We start from the raw sequence: 18,306 nt of genomic DNA, 5'->3' as shown, positions 1-18,306 counted from the left end.
CGGACCTTCAGGCCAGCGCCTCCCGGACCTGCCGCTCCATCGACCGCAGCGCCTCGCGGGGAGTCTGGATCCCCGCGACGGCTCGCTGGATTCCCACCCACAGGATCTCTTCCACCAGCGGACAGCGGGCGAACCGGGGTAAGATCGCGGCACAGCCCCGGCTGTAGCGCAGGACCGCGGGTCTGCATGCCGCAAGAATGCGCTTCACCACAGGCCGCAACGGAACTCCGCCGCCGGCGGCGGGGATGCAGACCCTCCGGTGCAGCCGCCACTCACCTCCCCTCCGTCGCCTCCGCCCGCAATCGGCGCAGGCGCTTCATCACCTGGGAGCCGCCTTCTCCGAAGTGCCGGGCCAGGTCCAGATACTCCCGGTACAGCACCTCGTAGGTGCGCTGCTCAGCCGGCCGCGGGCGGTAGGGGACGCGCTCGGTGGCGCCCATGCGGGCCACGGCGTCCCGGACGTCGTCGTAGCCACCTGCCGGGGATCCGGCGGCGGCCGCCGCGTAGATGGCGGCACCGACGGCCGACGCATGGGGCACCGGGGCGGCGAGCACCTCGCGACCGGTGATGTCGGCGGTCAGCTGCAGGAGCAGCCGGTTGCGCTCGGCCAGTCCCCCGCAGGCGACGACCTCGCGGATCTGCACTCCCCCGGCCTCAAACGTCTCGATGACCCGTCGGGTGCCGAACGCGGTGGCCTCCAGCAGGGCGCGGTAGACTTCGTGCGGCTCGGTGGTCACCGTCAGCCCCACCAGCAGCCCCGACAGGTCAGCGTCCACCAGGGGGGTGCGGCACCCGTTCCACCAGTCCAGGGCCAGCACTCCCGCCTCCCCGGCCCGCAGGCGAGCCGCCTCTTCTTCCAGGGTCCGGAAGGCGGCCTCTTCGGGACCGTACCGACCGGGCACCGAGGTCCGCACGAACCACTGGAAGATGTCGCCCACCGACGCCTGGCCGGCTTCGTACCCGAAGAACCCCGGAAGGATCCCGTCCTCCACCACCCCGGCGATCCCTCGGATGGGAACCCGGCGGGAGTCCAGGAGCAGGTGGCAGGTCGAGGTCCCCATGATGGCCACCAGCTGCCCGGGGGCGGCGACGCCGACGGCCGGAACGCCGGCGTGGGCGTCGATGACCGCCACGGCGACCGGCGTGCCCGCCCGCAGGCCCAGCCGCTGCGCCCACGATGCCGTCAGTCCCCCCGCGCGCTCGGCCACCGGGCGCGGCGCGCCCAGACACGCCAGCAGCCGGGGAAGGGCGGGATCCAGGGCGGCCAGGAAGGACGCGCGAGGATACCCCGCGTCCTTCTGCCAGTGAGCCTTGTATCCCGCCTGGCACGCGCTGCGCACCTCGTCCCCGGTCAGCTGCCAGACGATCCAGTCGCCGCCCTCGATCCACCGGGCCATGGCGGCGGCTACCGTCGGGGACTCGGCCAGGACCTGCCACCCCTTGGCCCACAGCCACTCGGAGGACGTCTTCCCTCCGTAGTACTGGAGGAAGGCGGCATCGGGGTGTCCCGCGGCGGCGTTGAAGCGGTCGGCGTACGGCTGGGCGGCGTGGTGCTTCCACAGTTTGGGCCAGGCGTGCGGATCACCGGCGAAGTCCTCCAGCAGGCAGAGGGGGGTGCCATCGGCGGTGGCCGGCAGGACGGTACACGAGGTGAAGTCGATCCCCAGGCCGATCACCTGGTCGGGCTCGATGCCGCCGACCACCGCCCGCACCACCTGCTCCAGCGCCCGCAGCCAGTCTCCCGGATGCTGCAACGCCCAGTCGGGAGGGAGCCGTTCGCTGCGCCCCGGCAGCGTGCGGTCGATGACGCCGTGGCGGTAGGCGGCGGAGGCTGTGGCGGCCACGCGCCCGTCCTCCACCGCCACGAGAACCGCCCGGGCGGACTCGGTGCCGAAATCCACGCCCACGGCGTAGCGGGTCATGGTCCCCTGTCCTCAGGCGAAGACCTGATAGTCAATCCCCAGGATCCGGCTGACCCAGATCAGCTCCTGGACGTAGTCCCCGTACACCCCGTGGATGTGGTTGCTGTCATAGGAGGCCAGGAAGACCTCCGGAGGCACCCGGAACCGGGCGAAGGCGTGAGGCCACTCGGGGGTGGTGGCCTCCGCCTTGCGCCAGGCCTCGTCCTCCGGATACTCCACGAATTCCGCCGGCACGATGGCCATCCAGTACCGCCCCTGGCGGCGGGCCAGCCGGGCCAGGGTGACCTGGCCCGGGGCCGCGATGTGGGCCACCGAGGCCCCCCCGGCGGGGAAGTAGATGATTTCGGGGTAGAACCGCACCCGGGGGAGGTTGTCTTCGGGACGGAACGAGCGTCCGGCAAAATAGGTGGCGTGCTGGCCGGAGTTGCACAGGTCCCAGGTGTCGTCGCTGGCGTCGTAGTGGCGTACGTCGGCGAACAGGACCGGCGTGCCCGCCATGTGCTTGAAGATCTCCATGGTCAGGGCGCCGTCCATATCGGCCTCGGTGGCGCAGACGATGGGATCGTGGGGGCCCTCCCAATCGTAGGGGTCGTTGCAGAACGCCTCGGCGATGTCCATGGTGCAGAAGTGGTCGGTCAGCTCGGGCTGCCCCTTGATGCCGCAGAAGTCCAGGCGCCAGTCGGCGATGATGTTCCGCAGGGCGTGGTAGCTGCGGATCTGGCGCTTGAGCAGCTCGGGGGTGAGCTTGCGGCCGTCGTAGTGGATCTGCCCGACGTGTTCCTCCAGCCACCGGAACCCCGCCTCCACCCGATCCTCCGGGACCAGGGCGGCGCGCCGCACGATCTCGAACTGGTCGATGTGCTCCACGTCGATGCCGAACTGCCGCCGCCACTGGTCCAGCGGGCTCTGGGCGGTGTACATGCCCATGGACCGGCCCCCGATCAGCCCGTAGGTCTCTCCCCGCAGGCGGTTGACCGCCACCGCCGCCCGCAGAAACTGCAGGGCCCGGGAGAACACCGCGTCATCGGCCACGTCCCCGGACACCCGGGCGCAGAACGCGCCCACTTGGTCCAGCGCCCCGGCGCTGGCCAGCATGCCCACCAGCCCCGGGTAGCGGGGGTTGACGTTGCTGAACAGCAGGAAGGGCCCCGGCGCGAACTGGCTGGCGATGGCCGGGAGATGGGGAAAGCTCCAGATGGCAAAGTTGAAGACCGTGGCCTCCACCCCTTCGGCGGCCAGGTACCGGCCTTCGCTGCGGGCCAGGTCGGTGGTCCAGACGATGTCGCGTCCGGTCACCACCTCCCACCCCGCCTCCCGCAGGCGGCGGGCCAGCCGGTCCTGGAACTCGCGCGTGAGGGGCAGCAGCTCCTGGTGCACGTGGCGGCGGCCGTCCGAGAAGGTCAGGATCCCGATCCGGGGCGTGCGCATAGGCACCTCCTCGCGGGGTCAGAGGGTGAGAAAACGTTTTCAGGGATCGCCAGGATTTTTCGGCAGCCTGCCGTAAACTCCTCCTGCGGAGAGGAGGGGGACCCCTGGGAGGACCCACCATCAAGGACGTGGCCCGGCGGGCCCGGGTGTCGGTGACCACCGCGGCCCGGGCGCTGGGCGGCTATGGATACGTCTCGTCCGAGACCCGCCGGCGCGTCCAGGAAGCGGCGGCCGCGCTGGACTACCATCCCAACGCCATCGCCCGGAGCATGATCAAGGGGCGCACCCACACCCTGGCGGTGGTCGTCTCGGACAACGCCAACCCCTTCTTCGCTTCCGTCGTCCGCGGCATCGAGGACACGGTCCTCCCCCAGCACTACACGGTGATGCTGTGCAACGCCGATGAGGACCCCCGCAAGGAAGCGACCTACCTGCACGTGATCCGCGAAAAGCGGGTGGACGGGGTGATCCTCTCCCCCTCAGGAGGCCCCCGGGCCCTGCTGCGGTCGTTGCTGTCCCGGGGAACGCCTGTGGTCCTGGTGGACCGCCGGGTGCGGGGGGTGCGGACAGACACCGTCCTGGTGGACAATCGCGCCGGGGCCCGCGCCGCCGTCGGCCACCTGCTGCGGCTGGGCCACCGGCGCATCGGGATCATCAGCGGCCCCCGCCACATCTTCACGGCCCGGGAGCGCCTGGCCGGGTACGTGGAAGCCTTGCGGGAGGCTGGCGTGACGGTGGACCACCGCCTGGTCCTCGAGGGAAACTTCAAGGCCGACAGCGGCTACACTCTGGCCGAGCAGATGGTGAACCTTCCCCACCGGCCCACGGCGGTGTTCACCGCCAACAACCTCATGACCCTGGGAGCCTTGCTGCGCTTCAAGGAGCTGGGGGTGCGCATCCCCCAGGAGATGGCGGTCGTGGGATTTGACGACATGCCCTGGGCGCCGATCCTGACCCCTCCGCTGACGGCCGTCGCCCAGCCGAGTTACGACCTGGGGGTGGCGGCGGCCCGCCTGCTTCTGCAGCGCCTGCGGGAGACCCGCACGCCTCCCCAGACGGTCGTGTTCCAGCCCCGGCTGATCGTCCGCGAGTCCTGCGGGGCTGGCCGCTTTGCCGCGGAATTCCATCGCCGGTGAGGTGGTCTCCCGGTGCGGCTGTTTGTCGATAGCGCCGACGCCGACGCCGCCCGGCAGGCGGCGAGCCTGGGCTACGTCTACGGCGTGACCACCAACCCCACCCTGCTCCGCCGAGCGGGTCTTCGCCGGCCAGATCTCGACGCGTGGGTCCAGGCAGTGCCTGACGCGTTGCGCGAGATCCACCTGCAGGTCTACGCAGACGACGCCGACGGCATGGTCACCGAGGCCCGGACCCTGCACGCCCTGGACCCCGCCCGGATTGTGGTCAAAATTCCAGCCACGCCCGCGGGATACCGGGCGGCTCACCTCCTGGGGCGGGACCGGGTACCGGTCACGATGACCGCCGTGTTCTCCGTCCGACAGGTGATCCTGGCCGCCGCCGTAGACGCCCGCTACGCTGCCGTCTACGTGGGACGTCTGCCCAAGGACCGGTGGGGTCTGGTGCGGCGGATGATGGCCGCCGCCCAGGCGCAGCGGCCGCCTCTGCGCGTGCTGGCCGCCAGCGTCCGCACGGCAAACGACGTCGAACGCCTGGCAATGTTGAGCGTGCCTGCCGCAACCCTTCCGCCAGATGTCCTGCGGGCACTACCGGAGGACCCGGCCACCGCCCGGGCCGTCCGCCGTTTTCGCGCCGACGCCGCGTACCTGCGATGACCCGGGTGACCGCCATCGGAGAGATCCTGGTCGACTTCACCCCCATCGTCGAGGAGGGGCGCACCGTGGGATTCCGCATGCACCCTGGGGGGTCCCCATTCAACGTGGCGGTGGCCCTGGCGCGCCTGGGAGTGCCGGTGGAGTTCGCGGGCAAGGTCTCCACCGACTTTTTCGGCCGGTTCTTGATGGACGTTCTGACCCGAGAGGGTGTGGGGACCCGTTTCCTCCGCCGGTCGGACGCTCCCACCACCCTGGCGTTCGTGGCCCTGGAAGGCGGCGAGCCGTCGTTTGCCTTCTACGGCGCCGGAGCGGCCGATACGCTCCTGTCCGCGGATGAACTTCCCGAGGACATCGTGACAAGCCCGGTCCTCCACTGTGGATCCATCAGCCTGCTCCGCGGGGTGACGGCGGATACCATCGTCACGCTTGTGGCCCGGATGCGGCGCACGTCCTTCCTGTCGTGCGATCCCAATATCCGTCCATCCCTGGTCGCCGACCCGGACGAATTCCGCCGCACGCTGCGAGAACTGTTTGCCTCCTCTGATGTGGTCAAGATGAGCGCCGCCGATGCGTCCTGGATCTTTCCCGACCGTCCGCTGCCCGGGGTGGCCAGCGAGGTACTGGGGCTGGGAGCCGCCATGGCGGTGATCACCCGCGGATCCCGCGGGGCCTCCGCGTGGACGGCGGCCACTTCGGCGGAGGTCGGCACCCCTCAGGTACCAGTGGTTGACACCGTCGGGGCCGGGGACGCGTTCACCGCAGGCTTGCTGTACGCTCTTGACGAGCTGGGGGCAACTTCCCGGCCGGCGCTGGAGGGCCTGACGGCCGCGTCGCTGCACCGAGTCCTGCGGATCGCCAGCGCCGCGGCGGCTCTGACCTGCACCCGCGCCGGCGCCGACCCGCCGCGGCGTCGGGAACTCCTCGACTTCCTCGAGGCACGGTAAGATCCGGTTACCGCCGCAGCAGGGACCGCAGGACGAACCCCACGTTGGCCGGCCGTTCGGCCAGCCGCCGCATGAAGTAGGGAAACCACTCGGTCCCGAACGGGGTGGCCACCAGGACCCGGTAGCCCCGCCGCACCAGGTCGGCCTGCAGCCTGGGGCGCACTCCGTAGAGCATCTGGAACTCAAACCGGTCCGGCGGGATGCGACGGGTCTGGGCGAATGCGATGGCGCGGGCGATGATGCGCTCGTCGTGGGTGGCCACCGCCGTATAGCCGCCGTCGGCCAGCATCCGCTCCATCAGCCGCACGTAGGCCCGGTCCACGTCGGCCTTGCGGGGATAGGCCACCTCGGGCGGCTCCAGGTACGCCCCCTTGACCAGCCGCAGGTTCGGACGCAGGGGAAGCAGCGACTCCAGATCCCGCTCGCTCCGGTAGAGGTAAGCCTGCACCACGGCTCCCACGTTGTCATACCCGTCCTCCCGCAGCCGCCGGTAGATGCGCAGCGTCGCGTCCACGCGATGGGACTCCTCCATGTCGATCCGCACGAAGGTACGCCGTTCCGCCGCCCGGGCCACGATCCGCCGCAGGTTGCGGTAGGCCACGTCCTCGCCCAGGTCCAGCCCCAGGTGGGTCAGCTTCAGGGCGATGTTGGTGGGCAGCCCCTCGGCGGCCAGCCGGTCCAGGATCTGCAGGTACGCCGTCACCACGCCCATGGCCGTCTCCGCATCCCGCACGCCCTCGCCCAGCAGGGTGGTGTTGGTCCGGAAGCCGTCGGCGGTCAGCCGGTGCAGCACCCGCACGCACTCATCGAGCGTCTCTCCGGCCACAAAGCGGAACGCCCCCAGGCGCCGGCCGTGGCGGCGGGCCCACAGGTACAGGCGCGGCTGCCGCGACGCCCACAGGAAAACCCGCCGCATGACCCGCTGGGGAACGACCGCCATGGCGACACCTCCGCACCGGCGGCGGGGCCTGTCCGCCGGTTCAGTCTCGCGCGCCGGCCACCCGCACCCCCACCTCGTCCAGGTGGCGCAACAGGTCCGCCGGATCCTCGTAGACTCGGTACGCCCCGGCGCGCTCCAGCTCGTCGAGGCCATAGCCGCCCGAGAGCACCCCCACGCCCAGGGCGCCGGCCCGGCGGGCCGCCAGCAGGTCCCAGACGCTGTCGCCGACCACCACCGCGTGGCCGGGAGCCACCCCGAGGCGGGAGGCGGCCGCCAGGAACAGGTCCGGGTCGGGCTTGGCCCGGGCCACGTCGTCCCGGGTCACCACGCGTTCCGACAGCTCCAGGCCGAGGACCCGCAGCGTCGCCGCCGCCGTCTCCCGGCGACCGCTGGTGGCGATGGCCCAGGGGACCCCCGCGGCCGTCAGGGTCTCCAGCAACTCCCGGGCCCCGGGCAGGGGGCGCACCTGCCCCACCAGCCGCGCGTACGCCTCCCGATGCGCCTGCTGCATCCGGGCGATCTCCTCCGCCGTCAGCGAGCGGCCGGTTTCCCGCAACAGGGCGGTGACGAACAGGCCGCCGCTCATGCCGATCCTCCGGTGAATGCGCCACACGGACAGCCCGATGCCCGACGCCTCCAGGGCCTCCCGCCACGCCAGTACGTGCTGGTAGACGCTGTCCACCAGCGTCCCGTCCAGATCACACAGAAACGCCACCTGCTGGTCGCCCACGATCAGCCTCCTCCCGGGGAGCCGGCCTGCGGAACTGTTCGGGGAGGTGAGCGGACCTCCCACGAACCGTGCGGCGCTCTGGGGTGTCCTATCCCGCCTTCTTCAGCTGGCGGCGGTACATCTCCACCAGCTCGTCCACCGTGGTGGCCTCGGTGGGCCCTTTGTCCCGCCGCTCGCGGGTGAACCGCGGGAACCGGATGGCCAACCCGGAGCCTTCCCGCACGGCTCCCCATCCGGCGGTGTGCACCGGGCTGAGGGTGATCTCGGCGCCGATCACCTCGAAGACCAGGGCGGGCTCGATCCACACGTCCGGCTCCAGGCGGCTGTCCACCGAGCGGGGGCGGTCGGGGACCTGGTACGGGCGCAGGCGCCCGGGGAGCTCGGCCAGGAACTCGTCGGTGAACCCCGAGCCCAGCTTGCAGACGGTGCGGAACATCTCGGCCTGGGGGTCGTAGGCGGCCATGAGCAGCGCCCCGTAGGTGCCACCGCGGCGGCCGCGCCCGTGAAAGGCGCCCACCACCACCAGATCCACCGCGTCGGTCATCTCGCTGCGGTACTCCCTCTTGAACTTGATCCACAGCCACCCCCGGGCCCCCGCCTGGTACACTCCGCCCGGAGCCTTGCAGACCAGCCCCTCGCACCCGTCCTGGACGGCCTGCTCGAAGATCTCCTCCAGCTCCCGGACGGTGGCCACCTCCCGGTAGGTGGCCACCCCCATCCGCTCGCCGGGGGTCACCAGCGTCTCCAGCCGTGCGTGGCGTTCGGCATAGGGACGCTCGGTGAGGTCCTCCCCGTCGGCGAACAGGGCGTCGAACAGGTACACCGCCACGGGGATCTCCCGCATGGCCTCCTCGATGCCGTACTTGCGGCGGCGGGGCATCAGGTCCTGGAACGGGCGCAGGTCCCCGGTGTCGGGATCGACGGCCACCACCTCGCCCTCCAGAATCGCCTCGGTCGCGCGGACATGGCGGCCCACCAGCTCCGCCACGTCCGGATACTGGGAGGTGATTTTCTCCAGGCGGCGCGAGAACAGTTCCACCCGCTCCCCCTGCTTGTGGATCTGGAGGCGCTCGCCATCGTACTTGTACTCGGCGATGCACCGCCCGCCCATCTTCTCCAGCAGCTCGGCGGGATCGCCCAGCCGTTCGGCGAGCATGGGACGGATGGGCTTGCCCACCACCACGTGCACGCGCCTGATGGCCTCCACCCCGCCCCGGGCGACGGTCTCGGCGACATAGCCCAGGTCGGAGGTCAGGTTGTACGCCCGCTCCAGATCCCGCCGGGCCTCCCGGCCGCCGGCGAAGACCGTGGCCAGGGCATCCAGCACGGTCATGTCGCCCACGCCCAACCGCAGCCGCCCGGTGACGGTGCGCACGATGTACTTGGCTTCCGCGGGGGTGGCCCGGCGCAGCAGCCCGGCCAGGATGTCCAGCTTGGCCGCCTGGGCACCCTTGCCCGAGGCGCGGGCCGAGCGGTCCAGCTCCCCGTACACCTCGTCCACCGTCAGGGTCGCCCGACGGCTTCCGGAAGCCGCCAGGAGTTCCTCGGCCACCAGGCCCAGGTCGCCCGCCCGGGCCAGGCGGCGCTCGACCTCCTCGGCGTCCGCACCGGCGGCCGCCGCCACGGCCCGCACCGCCAGCTTCTCGGCGACCCCGATCTCGATGCCCTCGTAGTCGGGGTACAGCTTGCCCTGGGTCAGGTAGACCACCCGGCCGATGACCTCGGGCGGAGTCTGGCGGAACAGGTCGGCCAGCAGCGCCGTCATCTCCAGCCGGGAGGTGGTGGCCTCGATGCGGGCGTAGGCGTCGGCGAGCGCGTGGTACTTCACGGCGCTGCATCTCTTGCCCGCCGGCGCGTCCAACTCCTCCCGGGCGGCGGGAGAGAGCCGCCCCCGCAGGGAATGTTCACGGGGGACGCCTGATGGACATTCTGCGCAGGCTCAGGGCGTTGTGGGGAGGCCGCCCCGCCGGGCCCCCCGGGGCGCTGGTGTTCTCCGTGCAGTGCGATCACTGCGGGGAGGTCGTCCAGGTGCGGGTGGATCCCCGGTGGGACCTCTCGCAGGAGTTCGATGGAGATCTGACCGGGTACCGCCTGTCCAAGGACGTGCTGGGGGTACGGTGCAACCGCCTGATGCGGCTGCGGGTGTCCTTCGACCGCTCCTACCGCATCACCGCCACCGAGGTGGACGGCGGCAGGCTGGTCGCCGGCCCCGGGATGCCCGGGGCGTCCTGATCCCTGGTCCCGCGGTAGCTGGAACCGCCCCGGTTACCTCCCGCCCACCACCGCCGACTCGACCCGGGCCGCCTGGGCAAACTCCCGCAGGCGGCGGGTGGCGTGCTGGACGTGCTCGCCCATGCGGCCGGCGGGGTACGAGCCGGGGGCGAAGATCACCACCAGGCAGCGGGTGGTCTGCTCGGTGATGGCGGTCCGCCGCGAGTCGTTGGTGGGCCCGCCGAACGGCCCCCGGCTGTCGAACAGGGCCAGGCGGCCGGCCACCGAGAACAGTCCCTTGCCCAGGGACTCGTAGGCCTCGCCGGCCTGGCCTCGCCGGACCGTGACCGGACCGACGATGCGGTCCGCGTCGTACAGCCCGATGGGCAGGAGGAACTCCAGGGAGCACAGGTTGATGGCATCCACCAGCGAGTTGATCCGGTACAGGGGGTCTCCGCGGAGGACGCGGCGCAGCAACGCCTCCGACGACGGCCGGACCTTGGTGGGATCCACGCCGGTCCTGCGGTACAGCTCCCGGGCGGACTGCAGTTCGGGGATGTCGGCCGGCGCCTTCCCTCCGTGGCGCGCCCGCAGATCCGCCGCCACCCGATCCATCTCGGCCCAGACGTCGGGCGCCTCCCCCCGCACCACCACCCCGTCGGCGCGGATCACGCCCAGGCAGACCACGTCCCGCAGGTCAGGGGCAACGTCCAGCATCTCCGCCTCCCCTTCGGTATTCGGCCGGCCCCACCCCCTCCCCCGCCAGGGGGAAGCGGCGCCGGCGGCGAACCCGCCCACATCTCCACCATGACGGAGGTGGCGCACATGGCCGATCTGGTCCACCGGCGACTGCTGGATCTGGAATCCGAAGCGTTGACCCCGCAGATCACCCGGCGGATGCTGTGGGGCGACAGGTTGATGGTGGCCTACCTGGAGTTCACAAAGGGCGCGGTGGTCCCGGTCCACCAGCACGAGAACGAGCAGCTCACGTACTGCATCTCGGGCCTCATGAAGTTCACCCTGCCCACCCGGGGAGACCTCATTCTCCGGCCCGGGGAGATCCTGCTGATCCCCGGCGGGGTTCCCCACGGAGCCGAGATGCTGGAGGAGACGGTGGAGATGGACGTCTTCAGCCCGCCCCGGCAGGACTGGATCAACAGGACCGACGACTACTTGAGACGGTGACGAAACGGGGGGGGTTCAAGCTGCTTCATCTCGCCCATCTCCTCCATCTGCTCGATCTGCCTCCGATCGCCCTGTCTTGCCCTCTTCCGTCTTCCCTCTTCCCTTCCTCAGACCCCGTTGTCCACCCGGATGACGTTGAGGACGGCCCGGACCACATCCAGGCCCGTCAGCCGCGCCAGGACCCTGCGCACGGCCCGCTCGGCGGCGTCGTGGGTGACCAGAATCACGTCGGCCACCTCCCCGCGGCTCTTCTGGACGATGGACGCGATGCTGACCTGCTCCTCCCCGAAGACCGCCGCCACCCGGGCGAACACCCCGGGGCGGTCGACCACCTGCAGGGAGAGGTAATACGGCACCACCAGGTCATCCAGAGGGCGGATCGGCCTCCGGGCGCCGGCCAGCAGGGGGCGGCCGCGCACGCCGGCCAGTAGCTGTCGGGCGACGGCCACGATGTCGCCCACCACCGCGGTGGCCGTGGGCGCCCCGCCGGCGCCGCGGCCGCTGAAGACCACGCGCCCCAGATCCGGCCCTTCCACCAGGACCGCATTGAACTCGTCGGGCACCAGGGCGAGCGGGTGGTCGAGGGGGATCAGGGCGGGGTGCACCCGCGCCTCCACCTCCCCGTCCCGGTTCCGGGCGACGGCCAGCAGCTTGATGGTGAACCCCAGGTCCCGGGCGTACGCAAAGTCGCGGGGCGTGATCCGCGTGATTCCTTCCCGGTAGACGTCGGCACCGGTGACCTGGCAGCGGAACGCCACGGACGCCAGAATGGCCAGCTTGCTGGCCGCGTCGTGACCCTCCAGGTCCTCGGTGGGATCGGCCTCGGCGAACCCGCGGCGGCGGGCCTCGGCCAGCGCCTGCTCCAGTGTCCAGCCCTGGTGGGCCATGCGCGTGAGGATGAAGTTGGTGGTGCCGTTAAGGATGCCCGTGAGCGCCTGCAGGCGCGCTCCCGCCAGGGACTCGCTGATGGGCCGGATGAGGGGAATGCCCCCGCCCACGCTGCCCTCAAAGTACAGGTGGGCGCCGCTGCGGGCGGCAGCGGCGGACAGCTCGGCTCCGCAGGCCGCCAGCAGCGCCTTGTTCGCGGTGACCACGGAGGCCCCCCGCGCCAGGGCCTGCATCAGGTAGTGCCGGGCGGGCTCGAGGCCGCCGATGAGCTCCACCACCACGTCCACGTCGGGAGCGGTGGCCACCGCCTCGGCGGGGGCCAGTATCCCGGGGGGCAGGGAGACCGCCCGGGACCGCTCCGGCCGCGCCACGGCCACCCGCCGCACCTCCACCGGGCAGCCGGCGGCCGCGGCCACGGTCTCCCGGTCCTGCAGCAGCCGGTAGACTTCGGCCCCCACCGTGCCCAGCCCCAGCAATCCCACGCCGATGGTCCGCACCGTGCCCGGCCTCACGCGAAGTAGCAATCTTCATAGCAGCCGCGTCCGCGCCCTGTCAACGGTCCGGCCGGGGAGCCCGGGCGTTTGAAGGCTGCCGCGGGCGCGGGTATGCTGGAGGCACACCGACGGGATCGGAGGGATCCCCATGCTGATCAGCCCCACGATGGCCAAAGCCATCCAGGACCAGATCGGCCGGGAGTTCGGCGCATTCCTGCAGTATGTCGCCATCGCCGCCCACTTCGACGGCCAGAGCCTGCCCCAGCTGGCGGCTCACTTCTCCCGCCAGGCCGAGGAAGAACGGGAACACGCCATGCGGTTCATCCGCTACCTCATCGACGCCGGCGCCCCGGTGGTCATCCCCGCGGTGGCCGCGCCCCAGGCGGCGTTCGCCACCGCCGAGGAGGCCGTGGCCCTCTCCCTGCGGTGGGAGCAGGAGGTCACCCGGCAGATTCACGGCATCCTGGAGCTGGCGCTGCGGGAGAACGATTACACCACCCAGCAGTTCCTCCAGTGGTTCGTGGAAGAGCAGCTGGAGGAGGTGTCCAGCATGGACAAGCTCCTCAGCGTGGTCCGCCGGGCGGGCGAGGGAGGGCTGCTGCTGGTCGAGGACTACCTGGCCCGCGCCCGGGAGGACACGGGAGCCAAGGACTGAGGCAGGTGCCGCCGTGTGGTCTGCCGGCCTGAGCGCACAGGTGCGGGAGAGGGCGGCCGCCGGGCGCCCCCTGCGGGTGGGGCTGGTCGGGGCGGGAGCGTTCGGCACCATGTTCCTGGCCCAGGCCCGCCGCCTGCCGGGCCTGCACGTGCTGGGCGTGGCCGACCTGGATGCCGCCCGCGCCCGCCGGGCCCTGGAGCGGGCCGGATGGGCGCCGGAGAGGTGCGCGGCGTCTGCCGCCGCCGCCCTGTCCAGCGGCGGGACGTGGATCACCGACGATGCCCTGGCGCTGATCCGCGCCGACGGCCTGGACGTTGTGGTGGAGGCGACCGGGTCTCCCTCGGCCGGCATCGCCCATGCCCTGGAGGCGATCGCCTGCGGGCGCCACGTGGTCATGGTCACGGTGGAGGCCGACGTCCTGGCCGGTCCGCCGCTGGCGCGGCGCGCCGCCCGCGCCAGCGTGGTCTACAGCCTGGCCTATGGAGACCAGCCCGCGCTGATCTGCGAACTGGTGGAGTGGGCCCGGGCGTGCGGGCTGGAGGTGGTGTGCGCCGGCAAGGGGACCAAATACCTGCCCGCCTACCATCGCGTCACGCCCGACGAGGTGTGGGAGCATTACGGGTTCACCTCCGAGGTGGTAGCCCGGGGAGGCTACAACGCCCGCATGTTCACCTCGTTCCTGGACACCACCAAATCGGCCATCGAGATGGCGGCGGTCTGCAACGCGACCGGGCTTCTCCCCCAGGACGAGGGCCTGCAGTTCCCTCCCGCCGGCGTGGACGACCTGCCCCAGGTCTGCCGGCCGCGCTCTGCCGGGGGCTGGCTGAGCCGGGAGCCGACCGTGGAAGTCGTCAGCAGCCTGCACCGGGACGGTCGGCCTGTGCCGCGGGATCTCCGCTGGGGCGTGTTCGTGATCGTGCGGGCCCCCGACGACTACGTGGGCCACTGCTTTGCCGAGTACGGCCTGCTGACCGACGACTCGGGCACCTACGCGGCCATGTACCGGCCCTACCACCTGGTGGGGCTGGAGGTGACGGTGAGCGTCCTGCGGGCCGGGCTGCGCGGTGAACCCACGGGGCATCCCGGCGCCTTCGTTGCCGACGTGGTGGCGGCGGCGAAGCGGGACCTGGACCCAGGGGTGGTCCTGGACGGGGAGGGCGGATACTGCGTGTACGGCGCGCTGCGATCCGCGGAGTGGTCGCTGCGGGAGGGCGCGCTGCCGGTGGGGCTGACCCACGGCGCCCGGCTCCTGCGGCCGGTGCGGGCCGGCGAGGTTCTCCGCTGGCCTGACGTGGCGCCGGCCGCCGACGACGCCGTGCGCCTGCGGCAGGAGATGGAACGCGAGGAGACTGCGGCGCGCGGTCAGGCCGCCGGCTGAGCGACGCTGCCGTCTCGATCCGTCAGGACTCGCCCGCAGCCGCGAGGGCCTCCACCCGCGGCAGGATGTCCGCGCGCAGGCCGATCTCGCTGAAGATCTCCGCCCAGAATCGCGCCGCCTCCACGGTGGGATAGGGGCGGCTGACCACCAGATAGCCGGCGCCGGCCCGCACCACCGACGCGATGTAGCCCTTGCGCCGGACCGCCCGCGCCCGGGCCTCGGCGTCCTGACGGCGGGCGAACCGGCCGAACACCACCCGCGCCGCGGCCGGACGCGCGGAGGACACACGGCCGGCCGGACCGGCATCCGCCGGTACCTGCACGGCCGGAGGCGACGGCCGCAGGGTGGGGGAGACTTCCAGAACCCGCGTCGCCGCCCGCGCCTGAGACTCCTCCAGGGACGTCCGCAGGCCCCAGTACGGCCCCGCCCCGGCCAGGGCGACGACCCCCGCGGCCAGCGCCGCCTGCGCGGCCGCGACCAGCGCCGGCCGGTGCGCGGGAGACCGGAGCAGCGATCGGGTTCCGACCTCCCAGGTGGCCATGTCCCCTCCAGTATCCCACGGCCGGCCGCGCCCGGCAACGCGCCGAGGTCATCCCAGCAGCCGGGCCGCCCGGATGCCGTCCAGGATCATCTGCACGGCCAGCGCCGAGAGCAGGATGCCCATCAGCCGCGACAGCACGTGGATGCCGGTCACCCCCAGCACCCGGCTGACCGTCTCCGCCGCCCGCAGCACCAGCCAGGTGACCGACATGGTGACGATCATGGCCGCCGCCACCATGGCCACCCGCACCGGTTCGCCCGACGCCTGCCCCATCAGCAGGACGGTGGCGGCGATGGTGCCAGGACCGCTGAGGGTGGGAATGGCCAGGGGGAAGATGCTGACGTCGTGGTGGCGGGCGAGGGCGTCGGCCTCCTCCTCCGGGGTTTCCCGGGCGCCCGAGCGTCGGGCGAACAGCATGTCCACCGCGATCAGGAACAGCAGCAGCCCGCCCGAGATCTGGAAGGCGGGGATGGACACCCGCAAAATCCGCAGCAGGGGCTGGCCGGCCACCGCGAACAGGATCATGACCGCCAGGGCCACGGTCACGGCGCGGCGGGCGATGCGGCGGCGCTGCGCGGAAGTGGCCGCGGGGGTCAGGCTCAAGAAGATCGGCACGGTGCCGACCGGGTCCACCATGGCCAGCAGGGTGGCCAGAGCCGACAGGCCGAAGGTCACGTCCACGCTTTCCAGGATATCAGACGCTCCCGCCAGGACTGCCCGCAGCGGAGGCGAACGTCGCAGGGGATGGGAACCTCCTCCCCCGCGCCCCTGGCGGAGGTCGCCGCCCTGTTCGCCCGGCTGGGCGCGACCGCCTTCGGTGGCCCCGCCGCCCATATCGCCCTGATGCACCGGGAAATCGTGGTGCGCCGACGGTGGATGGGTGAGCGGGAGTTCCTGGATCTCGTGGGGGCCACCAACCTCATCCCCGGGCCCAACTCCACCGAACTGGCCATGCACGCCGGCTACCGGCGGGCCGGCTGGCCGGGGCTGGCGGTGGCCGGCGTGTGCTTCGTCCTGCCGGCAACGGTGGCCGTCCTGGGCCTGGCGTGGGCGTACGTCCGATTCGGGTCGCTCCCGGAGGCGGCGGGAGTCCTCTACGGGGTGAAGCCGGTCATCCTCGCGGTGGTTCTCCAGGCCCTGGGGAGCCTGGGGCGGGCGGCGGTTCGCGATGCCCCGACCGCCGCGGTGGGGCTGGCCGCGCTGGCCCTGTACCTGCGCGGGGCGGACGAGATCGCCCTGCTGGCCGCCGGCGGGCTCCTGGTGGCGGGGATGCGAAGGACCTGGCGCGTCCTGCCCGCCGCTGTGCCGGTGGCCTGGCTGGCCGGCGGAGCGGGGGCGGCCGCCCCCTTCAGCCTGGATCGTCTGGCGCTGGTCTTCCTGAAGATCGGGGCCGTGCTCTACGGCAGCGGGTACGTGCTGCTGGCGTTCCTGCGCGCGGACCTGGTGGTGCGCCTCGGATGGCTCACCGAGCAGCACCTGCTGGACGCGGTCGCGGCCGGGCAGGTGACCCCGGGCCCGCTGTTCACCACGGCCACCTTTGTGGGCTACCTGCTGGACGGGCTGCCGGGGGCGCTGGTCGCCACCGTGGCCATCTTCCTGCCGGGGGTCGTCTTCGTGGCCCTCAGCCATCCGCTGGTCCCGCGCGTGCGCCAGTCGGCGGCCGCCGGGGCGGTCCTGGACGGGGTCAACGTCGCGTCCCTGGCCCTGATGGCGGGCGTCTCCTGGCAGCTGGCCCGGGCGGCGGTGGTGGATCTGCCGACGGCCGCGCTGGCCGGGGCCGCCGCCGTCCTGCTGGTCCGCACCCGGCTGAACTCCGCCTGGCTGGTCGCCGCAGGAGGGCTGGCGGGGTGGGCAATCCGGACGCTGACACGCTGACTGCCGCGGACAGGACGCATCCGATGACGTCACCGACACGCCTGTGGACACTGCGGGCTGCCGCCATCGGGCTGGCCTACTTCAGTTCCCAGATGGCGGTGGCCCTGTACAACGCCTACCTGCCGATCTTCTACGGCGCCTTCGTGGCCAGCAACGCGGTGATCGGGCTGATCATGATCATCGACAACATCGCGTCCATGACCGTGCAGCCGTACTTCGGAGGGCTCAGCGACCGCGTGCAGACCCGGTGGGGCCGGCGCACGCCGTTCCTGCTGGTGGGCATGCCCCTGACGGCCGTGGCCTTCGCGCTCATCCCCCGGGCCCCGGACCTGGCGGCGTTGTTTGCGGCCACCGTCCTGCTCAACGTAGCCGCCTCGGTCTTCACCAGCCCCAGCTACGCCCTGATGCCCGACACCACCCCGCCGCCGCTGCGGGGCCGCGCCAACGGCATCATCAACCTCATGGGAGGGCTGGGCGCCCTGGTGGCTTTCTTCTACCTGTCGGAGCTGTACCGGCGCTCGCGCACGCTTCCCTTCGACGTCGCCGGGGCGCTGCTGGTGGCATCCCTGGCCGTGATCCTGCTGGCCGTCCCCGAGCGGCGCCTGGCCCTGGCGGCCGGAGACGTGCGCAGCCCGGCCGGAGACGCCTCCACTGGCCGGCTCCTGCCTGCGGCGCGGGCGGTGGTCCGCAGCCCGGACCGCAGCCTCCTGCTGCTCCTCACCGGCGCGTGGGCGGCGGTGGCGGCCGTCAACGGCGTGCAGAACATGTTCACCCGCTACGGCGTGCACTACCTGGGGCTGGACCCCTCGGGAGCCACCCAGCTGCTCGGGTTCTTTGCCGCCGCCTTCCTCCTCAGCGCGGTCCCGGCGGGGACCGCGGGAGACCGGATCGGCCGGCTGCGGGCCATCCGGGTGGGGGTGGCAGGCACCCTGGCGGTCTTTGTCGCCATCTCGGTGGTCCGCCACCCGGTGCTGTACCGCGCCCTGCTGGTCACCGGAGGCGTGGCGTGGGCCCTGTGGGTGGTTAACGCCTACCCGTTCCTGATCGACCGGGTGGCGGCATCGGAGACCGGCACCTACACCGGACTGTGGAACGCGGTTCTGGGGTTCGCGGGGCTGGCGTCGCCGCCGGTGTACGGGCTGGCGGTGGACGCCCTGGGGTTCGGCGCCTTCTTCCTCCCGGGCATCCTGTTCATGGGCGCGGCGCTGGCGTGCGTGCTGGCCATCCGCGACGGCGACCGGACGCGCGCGTCCGCTTCGCGCTAGGCGGCCGCTTTTCAACCCGCGCCCGGGTGATTACAATTCCCTGCGGAGACCCGTCCCCGC

At 72.1% G+C, this 18,306-nt stretch carries 18 protein-coding genes; 9 read left to right on the top strand and 9 right to left on the bottom strand.

Translation table 11 applies throughout. The features are described 5' to 3' along the window. Window positions 1-272 precede the first annotated feature (272 nt). Both RB150_08905 and RB150_08900 read right to left on the bottom strand, forming a co-directional pair. Window positions 273-1,922 carry a ribulokinase gene (locus RB150_08905; GenBank protein ID MDQ7820655.1) on the bottom strand — a complete coding sequence of 550 codons (1,650 nt, stop codon included), beginning with the start codon at window positions 1,920-1,922 and terminating at the stop codon, window positions 273-275. 12 nt (window positions 1,923-1,934) lie between these two features. After that, window positions 1,935-3,350, bottom strand: coding sequence for an L-fucose/L-arabinose isomerase family protein (locus RB150_08900; GenBank protein MDQ7820654.1), 1,416 nt, complete (start codon window positions 3,348-3,350; stop codon window positions 1,935-1,937). 128 nt (window positions 3,351-3,478) lie between these two features. Here RB150_08900 and RB150_08895 point away from each other — a divergent pair, with 128 nt between their 5' ends. The 3 genes from RB150_08895 to RB150_08885 are packed head-to-tail and all read left to right on the top strand — an operon-like array spanning window position 3,479 to window position 6,084. Continuing rightward, the gene (locus RB150_08895) at window positions 3,479-4,486 is read left to right on the top strand and encodes a LacI family DNA-binding transcriptional regulator (protein ID MDQ7820653.1); all 1,008 of its coding nucleotides are present in this window, start codon (window positions 3,479-3,481) and stop codon (window positions 4,484-4,486) included. 12 nt (window positions 4,487-4,498) lie between these two features. Continuing rightward, window positions 4,499-5,140 carry a transaldolase family protein gene (locus RB150_08890; protein ID MDQ7820652.1) on the top strand — a complete coding sequence of 214 codons (642 nt, stop codon included), beginning with the start codon at window positions 4,499-4,501 and terminating at the stop codon, window positions 5,138-5,140. A gap of 5 nt (window positions 5,141-5,145) precedes the next feature. Next, a complete protein-coding gene (locus tag RB150_08885; protein ID MDQ7820651.1) occupies window positions 5,146-6,084 on the top strand; it encodes a carbohydrate kinase in 939 nt (312 codons plus the stop codon). 7 nt (window positions 6,085-6,091) lie between these two features. On the opposite strand, the gene RB150_08880 is transcribed toward RB150_08885, so the two are convergent. The 3 genes from RB150_08880 to RB150_08870 all read right to left on the bottom strand — a co-directional run bounded on the left by RB150_08880 (window position 6,092) and on the right by RB150_08870 (window position 9,582). Beyond that, the gene (locus tag RB150_08880; protein MDQ7820650.1) at window positions 6,092-7,024 is read right to left on the bottom strand and encodes a proline dehydrogenase family protein; all 933 of its coding nucleotides are present in this window, start codon (window positions 7,022-7,024) and stop codon (window positions 6,092-6,094) included. A gap of 40 nt (window positions 7,025-7,064) precedes the next feature. Then, complete coding sequence (locus tag RB150_08875; GenBank protein MDQ7820649.1) at window positions 7,065-7,757, bottom strand: HAD family hydrolase; 693 nt, start codon at window positions 7,755-7,757, stop codon at window positions 7,065-7,067. An 85-nt stretch (window positions 7,758-7,842) separates the two neighbouring features. After that, entirely contained in the window at window positions 7,843-9,582 is a 1,740-nt protein-coding gene (locus RB150_08870) for an ATP-dependent DNA ligase (protein ID MDQ7820648.1), read from the bottom strand. Window positions 9,583-9,674: 92 nt separating this feature from the next. Between RB150_08870 and RB150_08865 the strand changes: the two genes are divergently transcribed. Next, window positions 9,675-9,986, top strand: a complete 312-nt coding sequence (locus RB150_08865; protein ID MDQ7820647.1) for a hypothetical protein — start codon at window positions 9,675-9,677, stop codon at window positions 9,984-9,986. A 33-nt stretch (window positions 9,987-10,019) separates the two neighbouring features. Here the strand turns inward: RB150_08865 and RB150_08860 are convergent, their stop codons facing one another. After that, window positions 10,020-10,682: a phenylalanine--tRNA ligase beta subunit-related protein gene (locus RB150_08860; protein ID MDQ7820646.1), complete on the bottom strand. Its 663-nt coding sequence runs from the start codon at window positions 10,680-10,682 to the stop codon at window positions 10,020-10,022. 108 nt (window positions 10,683-10,790) lie between these two features. On the opposite strand from RB150_08860, the gene RB150_08855 reads away from it, so the two are divergent. Further along, window positions 10,791-11,150 carry a cupin domain-containing protein gene (locus RB150_08855; GenBank protein MDQ7820645.1) on the top strand — a complete coding sequence of 120 codons (360 nt, stop codon included), beginning with the start codon at window positions 10,791-10,793 and terminating at the stop codon, window positions 11,148-11,150. Window positions 11,151-11,257: 107 nt separating this feature from the next. On the opposite strand, the gene RB150_08850 is transcribed toward RB150_08855, so the two are convergent. Next, window positions 11,258-12,535: a homoserine dehydrogenase gene (locus RB150_08850; protein MDQ7820644.1), complete on the bottom strand. Its 1,278-nt coding sequence runs from the start codon at window positions 12,533-12,535 to the stop codon at window positions 11,258-11,260. Between the two features lie 145 nt (window positions 12,536-12,680). Between RB150_08850 and RB150_08845 the strand changes: the two genes are divergently transcribed. Together RB150_08845 and RB150_08840 are read left to right on the top strand one after the other, a co-directional pair. Further along, window positions 12,681-13,187 (top strand): ferritin, encoded by a 507-nt coding sequence (locus RB150_08845; GenBank protein MDQ7820643.1) that lies wholly within the window; start codon window positions 12,681-12,683, stop codon window positions 13,185-13,187. A gap of 40 nt (window positions 13,188-13,227) precedes the next feature. Beyond that, window positions 13,228-14,565, top strand: coding sequence for an SAF domain-containing protein (locus RB150_08840; GenBank protein ID MDQ7820642.1), 1,338 nt, complete (start codon window positions 13,228-13,230; stop codon window positions 14,563-14,565). A gap of 22 nt (window positions 14,566-14,587) precedes the next feature. On the opposite strand, the gene RB150_08835 is transcribed toward RB150_08840, so the two are convergent. Further along, window positions 14,588-15,106 carry a hypothetical protein gene (locus RB150_08835; protein ID MDQ7820641.1) on the bottom strand — a complete coding sequence of 173 codons (519 nt, stop codon included), beginning with the start codon at window positions 15,104-15,106 and terminating at the stop codon, window positions 14,588-14,590. A 48-nt stretch (window positions 15,107-15,154) separates the two neighbouring features. After that, window positions 15,155-15,787, bottom strand: coding sequence for a MarC family protein (locus RB150_08830; GenBank protein MDQ7820640.1), 633 nt, complete (start codon window positions 15,785-15,787; stop codon window positions 15,155-15,157). Window positions 15,788-15,850: 63 nt separating this feature from the next. On the opposite strand from RB150_08830, the gene chrA reads away from it, so the two are divergent. After that, window positions 15,851-16,981: a chromate efflux transporter gene (gene chrA, locus RB150_08825; GenBank protein ID MDQ7820639.1), complete on the top strand. Its 1,131-nt coding sequence runs from the start codon at window positions 15,851-15,853 to the stop codon at window positions 16,979-16,981. 23 nt (window positions 16,982-17,004) lie between these two features. After that, window positions 17,005-18,246, top strand: a complete 1,242-nt coding sequence (locus tag RB150_08820; GenBank protein ID MDQ7820638.1) for an MFS transporter — start codon at window positions 17,005-17,007, stop codon at window positions 18,244-18,246. Window positions 18,247-18,306: the final 60 nt, after the last annotated feature.

The organism is Armatimonadota bacterium (genome assembly GCA_031081675.1).
Lineage (GTDB): Bacteria > Sysuimicrobiota > Sysuimicrobiia > Sysuimicrobiales > Kaftiobacteriaceae > Calidihabitans > Calidihabitans tengchongensis.
The sequence above is the reverse complement of the archived record's forward strand: the minus strand, read 5'-3'. Positions and strand labels throughout refer to the sequence as shown.